The organism is Diaphorobacter sp. HDW4B (assembly GCF_011305535.1).
In the GTDB taxonomy this organism is placed as follows: domain Bacteria; phylum Pseudomonadota; class Gammaproteobacteria; order Burkholderiales; family Burkholderiaceae_C; genus Diaphorobacter_A.
Map to the genome: position 1 here is coordinate 3,925,012 of NZ_CP049905.1, position 12,953 is coordinate 3,937,964.

The 12,953-nt window shown below is 60.2% G+C and carries 10 protein-coding genes and 1 pseudogene; 5 read left to right on the top strand and 6 right to left on the bottom strand.

Annotation, left to right across the window (positions count from 1 at the left end):
* Positions 1-13: 13 nt before the first annotated feature.
* Genes G7048_RS17910 through G7048_RS17935 form a run of 6 tightly spaced genes read right to left on the bottom strand, consistent with a single transcriptional unit; the run spans position 14 to position 4,741 of the window.
* Entirely contained in the window at positions 14-1,078 is a 1,065-nt protein-coding gene (locus G7048_RS17910) for an NADH:ubiquinone reductase (Na(+)-transporting) subunit F (protein ID WP_166069447.1), read from the bottom strand.
* Positions 1,079-1,133: 55 nt separating this feature from the next.
* The gene (locus G7048_RS17915) at positions 1,134-1,508 is read right to left on the bottom strand and encodes a phenol hydroxylase subunit P4 (protein WP_166069448.1); all 375 of its coding nucleotides are present in this window, start codon (positions 1,506-1,508) and stop codon (positions 1,134-1,136) included.
* The gene (locus G7048_RS17920; protein WP_166069449.1) at positions 1,505-3,082 is read right to left on the bottom strand and encodes an aromatic/alkene/methane monooxygenase hydroxylase/oxygenase subunit alpha; all 1,578 of its coding nucleotides are present in this window, start codon (positions 3,080-3,082) and stop codon (positions 1,505-1,507) included. The genes G7048_RS17915 and G7048_RS17920 overlap by 4 nt, the downstream gene beginning before the upstream one ends.
* Before the next feature lie 55 nt (positions 3,083-3,137).
* On the bottom strand, positions 3,138-3,440 hold the full coding sequence (locus tag G7048_RS17925; RefSeq protein ID WP_166069450.1) for an MmoB/DmpM family protein: 303 nt from the start codon (positions 3,438-3,440) through the stop codon (positions 3,138-3,140).
* 28 nt (positions 3,441-3,468) lie between these two features.
* Positions 3,469-4,461 (bottom strand): phenol hydroxylase, encoded by a 993-nt coding sequence (locus G7048_RS17930; RefSeq protein ID WP_166069451.1) that lies wholly within the window; start codon positions 4,459-4,461, stop codon positions 3,469-3,471.
* A gap of 46 nt (positions 4,462-4,507) precedes the next feature.
* Entirely contained in the window at positions 4,508-4,741 is a 234-nt protein-coding gene (locus G7048_RS17935) for a phenol hydroxylase subunit (RefSeq protein WP_166069452.1), read from the bottom strand.
* A gap of 306 nt (positions 4,742-5,047) precedes the next feature.
* On the opposite strand from G7048_RS17935, the gene G7048_RS17940 reads away from it, so the two are divergent.
* From G7048_RS17940 to G7048_RS17960, 5 genes and pseudogenes are all read left to right on the top strand, one after another.
* Complete coding sequence (locus tag G7048_RS17940) at positions 5,048-6,766, top strand: sigma-54-dependent Fis family transcriptional regulator (RefSeq protein ID WP_166069453.1); 1,719 nt, start codon at positions 5,048-5,050, stop codon at positions 6,764-6,766.
* A 6-nt stretch (positions 6,767-6,772) separates the two neighbouring features.
* A complete protein-coding gene (locus G7048_RS17945) occupies positions 6,773-7,519 on the top strand; it encodes a GntR family transcriptional regulator (RefSeq protein WP_166069454.1) in 747 nt (248 codons plus the stop codon).
* Between the two features lie 111 nt (positions 7,520-7,630).
* Positions 7,631-8,596: pseudogene (locus G7048_RS17950) on the top strand (IS481 family transposase).
* A gap of 513 nt (positions 8,597-9,109) precedes the next feature.
* Positions 9,110-11,917, top strand: coding sequence for a DUF11 domain-containing protein (locus tag G7048_RS17955; RefSeq protein WP_166069455.1), 2,808 nt, complete (start codon positions 9,110-9,112; stop codon positions 11,915-11,917).
* Positions 11,918-12,319: 402 nt separating this feature from the next.
* Entirely contained in the window at positions 12,320-12,886 is a 567-nt protein-coding gene (locus G7048_RS17960) for a cytochrome b (protein ID WP_166069456.1), read from the top strand.
* Positions 12,887-12,953 lie beyond the last annotated feature (67 nt).

Here is a 12,953-nt window from a genome sequence, read left to right on the forward strand (position 1 = left end):
CGCCGTGGTGAACTCAAACACGTTTGAACAGCGGGCTGCGCGTGCCTTGCGCATCGGCGGCCGAGATGAATTTCTCGGTGTAGATGTCGCGCTCGAACAGTCGTCCCTGCATCAACGTGGAGATGCAGGCCTCGACCATCGGCGGTGGTCCGCACAGATAGGCTTTCTGGCCCGAGAAGTTGCCCGCGAAATGTTCGCGTGCCGCCTCGTGCACAAAGCCGCGTGCGCCGCTCCAGTCGCCGCATTCCGCATCGCCCGAGATCGCGGGAATATAGGTGAAGTGCGGATATTGCGCGGCAAGCGCGCGGAACTCGTCGTCGTAGTACAGCTCCTCGCGGCTGCGCTGGCCGTAGATCAGTGTGATCGGCTGGGCGCAGTCGCGTGCAAGCAGTTCCTGAATCATGGCGCGCGGGCTCGACAGGCCCGACCCGCCCGCCATGAACACCATGGGCTGCGCAGCCGAGTGGCGCACGAAGAAGCGGCCATAAGGCCCGGCAACGGTGAGCTGGTCGCCCGCCTTCAGCGATTCGTGCAACCACGTCGTGCCCGCGCCGCCGGGCACCTGGCGCACGTTGAGTTCGATCTCACTCGCAAAGCCATCTGCGTTGGGTGCATTGGCGATCGAGAACGCGCGGCTTTGGCCGAGCGAAGGAATCTGCACCTGCACGTATTGACCGGCTTGATACTGGATCGGCTTGTCGAGCGTGAGGTGCAGGGCCTTGATGGTCGGCGTAAGCTGCTCGATGCGCGCGACCGTGGCGCGGAAATCGCGCACGGGGATGATCAGCGCATCGGGCTCGTCCTCGATGTCGGCCTCGATGACGGTGTCCGCCTGCAGCGTGGCGCAGCAGGCGAGCGTCTTGCCATCGTCGCGCTCCATGTCCATGAGCGCGAACGGGTTCGCTGCGCCGTGGTCCACTTCGCCTTCGCAGACCTGCACCTTGCAGGTTCCGCACAGCCCATGCCCGCAGGCATGGGGAATGTAGATACCCTGGCGCAACGCGGCATCGAGCAGGGTCTGGCCTTCTTCCACCTCGATGGTGGCGCCCAGCGGTTCGAGAGTCAGTTGGTAGCTCATGATGTCGGCTCCGCGTTGATGCTCAGTCGTTTGCTTTTCTAGTGACTTGGCGCGCTCAGGCGAACGAGCCCGCAATGCCCGTCATGCCCGGTGTGCGAAAGCGGATCACGTCCTTGTGACCGAGACCGTTTTCGGCCAGCGATCGCGCCGGATCGGGCTGCCATGGCTCGCCCGACTTGAACCACTCGACGGCATTCCAGTCGATGCGCGCGAAGTCGGGATGCGCGCCATACACGCCCGGCAGCACGGCTTGCGAGAGCGCGCCGAAGGGCGTCTCGGCAGGCAGCGGCAGGCACACGGGCGAGCAGAACAGGTGGTGGTCTTCCCAGCCGATGTAGAGCAGCGGCGCGGGAAAGTTTTCGCGCTTGTCCTTGGCCTCGAAGCTGTAGGGATAGAGTGCCTTCAATTGCGTACTGCTTCTGTTGCTCATGCTGCACCTCCTTCGCTGCCGGATGGTTTGTTCGGTGAATTGCCGCGCCATGCGTCGAAATTCTTCTGGTCTTCGGAGCCTTCGAAATCGAAGTTGTCGCGTCCCACGTTGATGCCGTACCAGTCGAGCACGGCGGCCAGTGGCTCGAAGCCTTCCTTGGTTGGATCGGTGCCTTCCTTGAAGCAGTTGCCCTGGTAGATCTGGTGCACGGGCAGCCACGATTGCACGTACTTCTCGGGCTCGTCATCGAACACATGCTTGCAGCCGTCGCTGCAGAAGTGGTACTTGTCGCCGAGGTAAGTCGATTCGCGGTAGCAGATCTTGCTCGGGTCGCCGGGTTCGGTGAACACCATCGGGATCTGGCAGGTGGTGCACAGCATCGGCAACGTGGTGTTGTAGAAGCGCTTGCCAGCTTGCTGCTCCGCGCGGAAATGTTCGAGGCGCGGACGGTAGTATTTGTCGAAGCTCGTGGGGTACTTTTCCGACAGCCACTTGAGTTCACTGTCTTCCGGCACCCAGGTGTGGAAGGGCGCAGCGGCCGCGTAGTTGTAGAAGGTGTTCCACGCCTGATGGCTGATGTGGTCCTTGCCTTCGCAGGCTTCCTTCCAACCGGCGGGCTCGCGGATGCCGTAGCGCGCGAGGTCGCGGAACAGCGCGCCGCCGTTTTCCTCGGCGTACATCTCCCACGCTTCTTTCCAGCTCATCACGCGCTTGGGCAGCATGTAGTCCTGCATCATGCCGACCAGCGTGAGCAGGCGGTAGCCGCGCCAGAACCACTTGTCGATCCAGCGCTGCACGATGGGCACGTTGCCGGGGTCCTGCTCCAGCATGAACTTGATGCACTCGATGCCCAGCGTCATGTGGCGCGATTCGTCGCTCTGCGCGGAGAAGCCGAAGGTCACCGTGGAGAGGTCACCGTTGTGCGCCGCGCCCGACATGAAAGGCACGAACAGCAGGTTGGTGAGCACGTATTCGAACGAGAAGCTCACGGCGGTGAGGAACTCGAACGGACCTGCCGTCATCGCATCTTCGAAGAACGACTTGGGCACCGACAGGAACCACACGCGGTCGTACCACTGCGTGGCGTTGTGCATGCCGTTGAAGTACTTGTTGTAGTGGCTGATGGCGTGCGTTTCGGTCTGGAAGTGGCGCAGCTCGTCGATCGATTGCATCTGCGCGGCAACGCGCGCACCGGCTCCGGTGAAGTGGCGACCGACATGCGCAAAGCCGCGGTGCGCGCCGTATTCCAGCGGCGTCACGCCCTGAATGAAGAGCTTGAGCGCGTTGATGTAGCGCGCATCGGTCACGCCGAGCTGGCCGTTGTTCTGCGCGAAAGCCTCGATCACGGCGTAGAGCTTCTTTTCCTTTTCGCCCTGGTATTTCCAGTAGGCATCCATGGTCAGACGGAACGGGTCTTCCCACTTGTCCCAGTCATGGATCTTGATGCCCTCGTACTTGTCGTAGGGGAACACCTTGTCCATCGGTTGGTAGGTGGTGTCCCATGCGAGGCCGCGCGTCATCACGCCGTAGCGATCCTTGAGGCCCAATTTCTTCTTGATCACGGGGGTGTCCATGATGTCTCCTTGGCTTGCGATTTTTCGGTGGGGGTGCGTGTTTGCGGGCGGCCGATCAGCGGCCCCAGCTCAGCGAGAATTCGTCGTCGTCTTCATCGACGTGGCCCGAGAGCGTGACCAGATTGATCTGCAACTGCTGCAGGTTGAAGGGCTGGCCGGTGTTCTCTTCGATGCTGGCGCGGCGGATCACGAGGCGGTCCGGGCAGTCGATCTTCACGAGACCGGGCGTGTAGGCGACAGTCGCTTCGGCGTTGTCGGCCAGCACGGCATCGACGACAGGGCGCGATTCCTCGTTGTCCTGAAAGGCGATGAACACCTTGGAGCGGGGCGGTGTGCTGCTGCTGTTCTGTGTTGGCATGATGTGCTTGTCTCCCGAATGTTGGCGTTCAGATGTCGAGACCGGCCTTGCGGGCACGGGCGTCGAGCGCTGCGCGCACGTCGTTCATCGCGCGGTCGGCGTCATCGGCCAGAGCGAGTGCAGCGATGGGTGCGATTGCGGTGAAGGCGCGCTCCACGTAGCGGCCATACCAGTCGGTGAGCAGCTTGCGGTTGTGCTCGGATTCGGCTGCGGCCACCTTGATCACCGCATCGATCCAGCGTGCGGATTCGGTGTGCCACTCGGGGATGAAATTGGTCAGCATTGCCACGGCAGTGCCGCCCTTGAGCGCGAGGTGATCGTCCACATACTGCGTGAACAGCAGCGGGTAGAGCAGACCGTCGAGCGCGAAGTTCTGCGCCATGAACAGCTCCACCGGATCGAGCACCACGAGGCTGTCTTCCACATACTGGCGCAGCGGTTGCCATGCCTTGGATTGCAGCCAGTCGTTCTTGCCAGCATCGAGCGCGCCGGGCTCTTCCAGCGTGAGGCCCAGACGTGTGAGGTATTGCGCCACGCCGAGCTGGTCCATCGCATGGAACATTGCGGGCGCGGTGAACGCCGTGCCGTAGCCACGTGAGCAGACCTGGCAGTTGTTCATGTTGCCGCCGAAGGCCACGTGGCGCAGCGGCATGAGCACGGTGCAGACCTGTGCACGTAGCGCGTCGGGCATCTTCTGCGCCAGTTGGCGCGATTCGACGAACTGGTAGTTGGCCTCCATCGCATCCTGTTGACGAGCGCGCGCCATGGTCCAGGTGGCGTAGTAGAACTGGCGCGGATCGCGCAGGGCATACCAGTCGTTCATCACGATGGCGGTGCGGCGCTTGTCGAACAGCTCGAAGCCTTCTTCCCACGTGGGCTTGTAGTGGAAATGTTCGGACGGCTGCGCGCCCAGCATCGCTTCGAGATAGCGCGATGCGGGCTTGTCGCCGGTATGCGTTGCCACGCGGGCGAAGGTCTGGCGCAGCGGCTGAATCTCGCGCGCCTGCAGTTCTATGTTCATGGGCCTTGTCTCCTGTATGTTGTTGATGCGGTGTGATGCACGGGACTCAAGCGATGTGATGAGAAACAGAAATGGGGATGGGTATGTGCTGCCGTTGGCAGAACTGTTCGAAGTCGGGCTGGGTCATCATCAGTTCGACCACCAGCTCGGGCCAGCCGACCGAGAACTCGAATTCCACAAAGCCGTTGTCGCGGCGGCGCAGCACGTTCACGCTGCGTTGCGTGAGGTCGGCCTTGGGCAGATCCAGTCCATCGGCTGTGGTGGTTGTCGATTCATCCATTGCGCACTCCTTGCAGGTCGGTGCTCATGGGTTTGCACGGTGCGTGCCAAGAATCCGCGTTTCTTCAGAAATATCGATAAAACACGGGTTAGTCCCTAGGTTTTGATGTGTTCTTCAAACCTCGGCGGAACAGTCCATAGAAAGCTTCTGCCGGAATAGACATTCGAGCGACTGTTTGCTGCGTCGCAGCATGATCATTTGGTGAATTCGGGGTTGATCAGATGATGAATTGATCACTTCGCGGGGTAGGACAACGCGGGTCAGCCCGAATAGGCAAGAAAGGCGGTTTTATCGATAGTTGTGCCCATGTCCTATTCCATCCCTTCCATGCCGTCGGATGCCGATCTGCGCAGTCTGGTGCGCTTTTCCACCGACGATGGTCTGATCTGGTTGTCCGGGCAGCGCATGCTGCTCATGCATTCCGCAACGCTCATGGAGCTGCGCAAGGAACTGATGAACACGCTGGGCCCCGTGCACACGCGGCGCGTGCTCATGCGCGGTGGATATGCGGCGGGCGAGCGCGATGCTTTGCTGGCGCGGCAGATTCGGCCCAACGGCAGCCTGTTCGAGATGTTCTCTGTGGGGCCGCAACTGCATCGACTCGAAGGCGCGGTGCGCGCAACGCCGCTGGTATTCGATGTGGACGAGAACGCAGGCAAGCTGCTGTGCCAGGTGCGCTGGGAGCACAGTTGGGAAGCCGAATCGCAAGTGCGTGAATGGGGGCCGCAAAGCGAGCCCGCCTGCTGGATGCTGCTGGGTTATGCGTCTGGTTATTCCAGCGCTTTTTTCCGAAAGCAGGTGCTGTTCAAGGAGATGCAATGCGAAGCCTGTGGACATGCAAGCTGTCTGATCGAAGGCCGCTTTGTGCACGAGTGGCCCGATGGCGAACAGCTCGCGCGTGACTATCTGCCCGACTCCATGCTGGTGCGCCTCGATGACTTGCACTCGCAGGTCGAAGCGCTGCGCACGCGTCTGCAGCCCAAGGATGCGCAGGGCCCGTTGCTGGGCCAATCGCACGCGTTCCAATCCGCCGTCGAGTTGCTGCGCAAGGCCGCGCCCACGCAGGTCACGGTGTTGCTGACGGGCGAGACCGGCGTGGGCAAGGAGCGCTTTGCAAGCGCCCTGCATTCCATGAGCGCGCGTGCGGACAAGCCATTCGTTGCCGTCAATTGCGCGGCCTTGCCGGACGAGTTGATCGAGAGCGAACTGTTCGGTGCGGAGAAGGGCGCTTTCACCGGCGCAAACGCCACGCGCATCGGCCGCTTCGAGCGCGCCAACGGCGGCACCTTGATGCTCGATGAATTGGGCGAGATGCCCTTGCCCGCACAGGCCAAGCTGCTGCGGGTGCTGCAGACCGGAGAGATCGAACGCCTGGGCGGCACCAAGCCCATCAAGGTCGATGTGCGCGTGGTGGCCGCCACCAACGTGGACCTGGAAAAAGCGGTGGAGCAGGGGCGTTTTCGCGCCGATTTGCTGTATCGCCTGAACGTCTATCCGATCCGCATCCCTGCGCTTCGCGAGCGGGTGGATGACATCGAGTTGCTGGCCATGCATCTGCTGCAGAAGTTCTCTGCGCTGCATGGCAAGCATGTGGCGGGACTCACCGATCGTGCGGTGGCGGCGCTGCGCAGTCATCGCTGGCCGGGCAATGTGCGCGAGCTGGAAAACCTGATGGAGCGCGGCCTGATTCTTTCACCCGCCGATGAGCTGATCGACGTGAGTGCGCTGTTTCCACAATGGCGCGATGCGGGGCAGACCTCGGTGAACGCGCAGGGCTTTCTGTGCAGCGAAGAGCGGCAGCCCGAGATGAATGAACAGAAGGCGGGTGTGAGCGATTTCTACGACGCCATGCAAAGCGAAGGCTTGTCGCTGGAAGCCATGGAAGAAAAATTGCTCCAGGAGGCCGTGCGCCGCGCGGGCGGAAACCTTGCCGCCGCCGCACGCGCCTTGGGCATGACGCGACCACAATTGAGCTACAGGCTTTCACGCACCCGTGATCGCGCGCAACCGGACAGCAGGGAGTGAGAGGGAATGGCCAAACGCCCATACATACAGGTCGTGTCGGCGCTGGAGGCCGAGGGCTTCAGCAACGATGACACGTCGCGCACGCTGACCGAGCAGACCTATGCCGAACTGCGCACCGACATCATCGAAGGCCGCCTCTTGCCCGGCAGCAAGCTGCGCGTGGAGCATCTGCGCCAGACCTACGCCGTGGGCGCGGGCACCTTGCGCGAGGCGCTCACGCGGCTGGTGAGCGATGCGCTGGTCTCCGCCGAAGGGCAGCGCGGCTTTCGCGTCTCGCCGATTGCCATCGATGATCTGGAAGAACTCACGCGCCTGCGTGTGCACATCGAAACCAATGCGCTGCGCGAATCGATCCGCCATGGCGACGATGCTTGGCGCGCGCGTCTGCGTGCGGCCTACGAAGAGCTGTCGGCCGTGGAGCAACCGCTCACGCGCGCCAACCGGGGCCGTTGGGAAATGCTGAATTTGCGCTTTCACGAAACGCTGCTTGACGGTCGACCATCGCCCTGGGCCAAGAAAGTGCTCAAGCTGCTGTCACGCCACATCGAGCGCTACCGCTCGTTCGCCATTGGCCTGCCCGGTGCCATGCGCGACGTGCACGCCGAGCACATGGAAATCTACGAACTCGCCATGTCCGGCCAGGAAGCCCGTGCGGCCCTGGCGCTCGAAGCCCATATCTGCGCGACCCCGCACGAGTTGCTCAAGGCGCTGCGCGAGGGGCGGATGGTGTTGCCTGCGGCTGAAGCGTCGTAACTGTCAGGTCCCGGATGATTGGATCGTAAAAACCAAGCGTCCGCTACTGTTCAGCCGAGAGGTACTCAAAGCGGTTGTGGCAACATGGCGCATCGAGACAGGAGAGACGCCATGCTGATCTCATTGCACAAGAACGCAACCACCACGCCAGCGATTCGCCTGGCGCTGCAGCAATCGAGTGCGTCCGACCACGAGCTTGCGCAGCAATATGGCATTGGACTTGGTACGGTGCGCAAGTGGCGCCATCGCACAAGCGTGCAGGATGAAAGCCATACCGCTCATCACCTGCAGACAACGCTCAACGCAGCGCAGGAAGAGCTGGTGATCTATCTGCGATCTCAACTGCTGCTGCCTCTGGATGATTTGCTGGCAGTCGTTCACGAATTCATTGAACCTGCGATGAGCCGCTCGGCGCTGGATCGATTGCTGCGTCGCCGAGGACATTCGCGCTTACCCACGGCCGTTCGAGCCGAGCACGAAAGCAAACCGTTCAAAGCCTATGAGCCGGGCTATGTGCACATTGATGTGAAGTACCTGCCCCAGATGCAGGATGAGAACAAGCGCCGATATGTCTTTGTTGCCATTGACCGAGCTACGCGTTGGGTGTTCATCCAGATCAAGCAATACAAGACGGCAGCGGCTGCGCACGCGTTTTTGGCGACCCTGAAGAAAGCTGCTTGCTTCAAGATTCGCACGATCCTCACAGATAACGGCAAAGAGTTCTCGGATCGTCTGTTTGGCAAGCACGAGAAGCAACCAAGCGGTGATCACGAGTTTGATTTACTGTGCAAGGAACTCGGTATAGAGCACCGACTCACACGGCCCAGAACGCCACGTACCAACGGAATGGTGGAGCGCTTCAACGGAAGGCTCAGCCAAGTGCTGCGCACGCATCACTTCAACAGTGCAGAGGATCTAGAGAAGACGCTTCATCGCTTTGTGTAGCTGTACAACCAGCAGATTCCACAGAAAGCTCTGCGGCATGAAACGCCCGTTCAGGCCCTCAAGCGATGGCAGGCGTCACATCCAAAATTGTTTGAAAAGAACGTGCGCAATCATCCGGGACCTGACACGTAACTCCGTAACTCTCCCCCCTCGAATCAGCAGAACCCCAACCGACTTTGGCTCGGTTGGGGTTTTTTGCTTGGGAAAAGTATTTTGTTCTTGGTTTGCATGCAGGGCTGATGGCTGAATACATCGGTATGTATGAAAGTGTTTGAGTTATCAGATATCTTTTAATCTGATATTTACAATATTCCTATTTTTATTTGTGAGAATTTAATTGGATTTGAGCTGACTGGTATGCATGCTTGATGAGCGTAAAGTGTTGTTTGCAAGAAATAACATTGATGAGCTTCAATAATCTGTCTGGTTAATTGACATCATTGTTGGTTGTGGCGCATTGAATTCAAATTTGGAGGTTATCCATGGAGTTTTAATATGTTTTTTTCAAATGCTTATAAGGGGCGTGAGTTGATTTCCCCAATGGCGAGCGGTTTGAACCGCCAGCGAAAGAGTGAGGGAGCAGGGCGCAAATCCGAGGGATTGCTTTGGCGTGCAAATCAACGATTGATTCCACGCGTGCTGCGCATGACCTACGTGTCCATGCTGTGCCTGACGGTGTGGGGGCATGCACAGGCCCAGACAAAGACCACATGCGATGGCACTTTGTTTGTTTCCAACGCAAGCGGCAATGGTGTTGCAACCAAATTCAACCAGATTGATACCACGACCAATCCACCCACGTTGAAAAATTTGGGCGTGACTACTGGCGCCAATTACAACGCCCTGGGCTACAACCCTGTTGATCAGTATTTCTATGCCATGAGATATGGTACGGATGAGCTGCTGCGCGTGAACCCGAATGGCACGGTCACCAGTCTGGGCAGCGTGAATGGGTTGCCAAACAATGATGACTCTGCATTCACGAGTGGTGCTTTCAATGCGGCTGGAAGTTACTACATCAAAGTGCAGGGCGATACCAAGGCTATTTATGTTGTAAACGTAAATACCCGGAAATACACCACCATCACCTTGAGCGCTGCCATCGAAATCTCCGACATGGCGTTCGTGAATGGGGTGCTTTATTCCGTGGGCAACAACGGCCAGCTCTACAAGATCGAGATCACCGGCAACACCGGGCAGGTCACTGCGATCGGTACGGCATATCCGACGGCTTCGGGTGCTCAGTTGGGCGCACAGTTCGGTGCCACCAATGGCTTGTTCGGCACGGCCAATGATGGCTCGGGCTTCTATTTCATTGACGTGAACACGGGCGTGCGCACCCGGCTGTCGGCGTCGCCAGTGGCTTCCTCCAACGATGGTGCCAACTGCCCGACCGAAGCGCTGAATTTCCCCTCGGACCTGACCATTGCCAAAACCGCAGGTTCCTATGTGGCGGGCAGCCCGTTGGTCTACACGATCACGGTGGGCAACAACGGGCCGCTGGATGTCACCAATGCCCATGTGTCCGATGCCTTGCCTGCTGGCATCACGTCGGCTACTTGGACCTGCTCTGCCGCTGGAACAGCCAGTTGCGGAGTGGCCTCGGGAACAGGTGCCATCGACGACACCAAGGCGTACGTGCCGTACAAAGGCACGGTCACGTATACGCTGTCCATGGACATCCCTGCCAATTTCACCGGACCCCTCACGAACACGGCCAATGTGGCACTGCCCGCAGATGTGCCCTACCTGAGCGACCCGGATCTGACCAACAACACGGCCAGCGTCACCAGCGTGCAAGCCGTGGCCAATCTGGGCGTCACCAAGACGGATGGCTTCGGCAGCTACACGCCTGGTACCGATGTGACCTATACCGTCACCGTCACGAATGCAGGTCCGGATGCAGTCGTCGGCGCGACGGTCAGCGACTCATTGCCCGCAGGTATTAGCACCGCCAGCTGGACTTGCGTTGCTTCCACCGGCGGCTCCTGCACGGCCAGCGGCAACGGCGCACTCAGCGACAAGGTCAATCTGCCCTCCGGTGGCTCGGCCACCTACAGCATGGTCATGACCGTTCCCATCACGTTCGCTGGCAATTTGGTGAACACGGCCACGGTGCAAGTACCAGACGGCGTGATCGAATCTGACCCGTCCAACAACACCGCGACCGACACCGATGCGCAAAGCACGGCCAATCTGAGCATCACCAAGACGGACGGCCTCACCCGCTACATGCCGGGGACGGATGTGACCTACACCATCACGGTCGCCAACAGCGGTCCGGATGCAGCCAATGGCGCGACGGTCAGCGACCCCCTGCCTGCTGGCATCACCAAGGCCAGTTGGACTTGCGTGGCCGCAGCAGGTGCCACTTGCACGTCGACTGGAAGCGGTGCGCTCAGCGACAAGGTCAACCTGCCTGTGGGTGCATCCGCGACCTACAACGTGATCATGACCGTGCCCGGCACCTTCTCGGGTGCCTTGGTGAACACGGCCACGGTGGCCTCGCCTGCAGGGGTGATCGATCCCGATACGGCCAACAACTCGGCAACGGATTCGGACGCGCAGGCCTCTGCCGATCTGAGCATCACCAAGACCGATGGTGCGACGACCTACAAGCCTGGCACCGACGTGACCTATACCATCACGGTCGCCAACAGCGGTCCGGATGCGGCCAACGGCGCGACGGTCAGTGACGCATTGCCTGCGGGCATCACCAAGGCCAACTGGACTTGCGTGGCTGCTGCTGGTGCCACTTGCACCGGCACTGGATCTGGTTCGCTCAACGACAAGGTGAACCTGCCTTCGGGTACTTCGGTGACCTACAAGGTCGTCCTGTCCGTGCCGACGACCTTCACTGGTGCGTTGGTGAACACGGCTTCCGTGACATCGCCTGCGGGTGTGGTCGATCCGAACGCGGCCAACAACTCGGCAACAGATTCGGACGCGCAGGCCTCTGCCGATCTGAGCATCACCAAGACCAATGGTGCGACGACCTACAAGCCCGGTACGGACGTGACCTACACCATCACCGTCACGAACAACGGCACGGAAACGGTCACTGGTGCAACCGTCAGCGACCCCTTGCCAGCCGGCATCACCAAGGCCAGCTGGACCTGTGCGGCCGCCAATGGCGCCACTTGCACGGGTGCTGGATCCGGCGCGCTCAGCGACAAGGTCAATCTGCCCGCAGGTGCATCCGTCACCTACACGGTGGTTCTGTCGGTGCCAAGCACGTTCACCGGTGCGCTCGTGAACACGGCCTCGGTGGCCGCACCTGCTGACATGCTGGATCCGAATGCTGTCAACAACACGGCTACGGACACCGACCAGCAGCAGGCCGAGACGGCTGCAGCGATGCCCGTGCCCGTCGGCGGCGGCTGGGTTCTGGCTCTGCTCACAGGTCTGATGGGCCTGATCTCCATGGGCTTCGGCACGCGTCGTCGCGGCTGATGTCGGGAGAAGGGGACTCGTGCAACGCGAGTCTCTGAAGAAAATCGCTTGCAGACACATCGCCACGGCGCGGTGTGTCTGCCAGCGTGGTGATGCGGCGAGGCGGGGAGCCGGATGTCACCCAGAATGAATCAAGCCTTTGTTTCGCGGGCACCGACCTGCCGATGCCAAGTGACACTCCCCCTGCGCACATGGTCAATCTGAATGACCTTGTTTCATGCGGCTTCCGAACGTGAGCGGATTGCCAGTAGTTCACATTTTTTGAACTGAAGCGACAATTTCATTGAAACTTCGTGCACGGAACCGACTCTAGACTTCAGTTCATAGAAGTCAGGACGGCGTGAGCACGGCACGCAATCCCGATAGATCAGCGATTTGACCGTGAGGGATTGAAGTTTCCAGATGCAGGCAGCTTTGCAAAAACAGCCGACGCGGTACACCGGAACGGCCAAGGCGTTTCATTGGGTGCTGGCGTTGGCGCTAGTCACCTTGTTTGGCGTCGGTCTGTACATGACCGGCCTGCCGTTTTCACCGCAGCGCCTCAAGCTCTACAACTGGCACAAGTGGGCGGGCGTCACCATTTTGGCGCTCTCGGTGCTGCGCATGTTGTGGCGCTTCACGCACCGTCCGCCGCAGTTGCCCGAGAAGGTGCTGGCCACCATGCCCGGCTGGCAGCAGTTTGCGCACCACGCGGTGCACTTTCTGATGTATGCGTTGTTCCTCGCCGTTCCATTGATCGGTTGGGCTTACAGCTCGGCTTCGGGTTTTCAGATCGTGTGGTTCGGCGCGCTGCCGCTGCCTGATTTCGTTCCCGTTGATCCTGAACTCGCCAAGGCCATCAAGCCCTGGCATGCCTACAGTGCCTATGCGCTGGCCGCTCTGGTCGTGATGCATGTGGCTGCGGTCATCAAGCACCAGGTCATCGACCGCGATGGTCTGCTCAGCCGCATGTTGCCGGGCAAAGCCTGAAATTCCAATCCGGAGGCAGGGCTTAACCGAGTCCTGCTGAAAACCGAATATTTCCTTGTCAAGGAGA

Excerpts from the sequence above, each read along its gene's own strand:
- G7048_RS17940 (WP_166069453.1), top strand. The coding sequence starts at position 5,048 with ATGTCCTATTCCATCCCTTCCATGCCGTCGGATGCCGATCTGCGCAGT.
- G7048_RS17960 (WP_166069456.1), top strand. The coding sequence starts at position 12,320 with ATGCAGGCAGCTTTGCAAAAACAGCCGACGCGGTACACCGGAACGGCC.
- G7048_RS17915 (WP_166069448.1), bottom strand. The coding sequence starts at position 1,508 with ATGAGCAACAGAAGCAGTACGCAATTGAAGGCACTCTATCCCTACAGC.
- G7048_RS17935 (WP_166069452.1), bottom strand. The coding sequence starts at position 4,741 with ATGGATGAATCGACAACCACCACAGCCGATGGACTGGATCTGCCCAAG.
- G7048_RS17955 (WP_166069455.1), top strand. The coding sequence starts at position 9,110 with ATGACCTACGTGTCCATGCTGTGCCTGACGGTGTGGGGGCATGCACAG.
- G7048_RS17930 (WP_166069451.1), bottom strand. The coding sequence starts at position 4,461 with ATGAACATAGAACTGCAGGCGCGCGAGATTCAGCCGCTGCGCCAGACC.
- G7048_RS17910 (WP_166069447.1), bottom strand. The coding sequence starts at position 1,078 with ATGAGCTACCAACTGACTCTCGAACCGCTGGGCGCCACCATCGAGGTG.
- G7048_RS17920 (WP_166069449.1), bottom strand. The coding sequence starts at position 3,082 with ATGGACACCCCCGTGATCAAGAAGAAATTGGGCCTCAAGGATCGCTAC.
- G7048_RS17925 (WP_166069450.1), bottom strand. The coding sequence starts at position 3,440 with ATGCCAACACAGAACAGCAGCAGCACACCGCCCCGCTCCAAGGTGTTC.
- G7048_RS17945 (WP_166069454.1), top strand. The coding sequence starts at position 6,773 with ATGGCCAAACGCCCATACATACAGGTCGTGTCGGCGCTGGAGGCCGAG.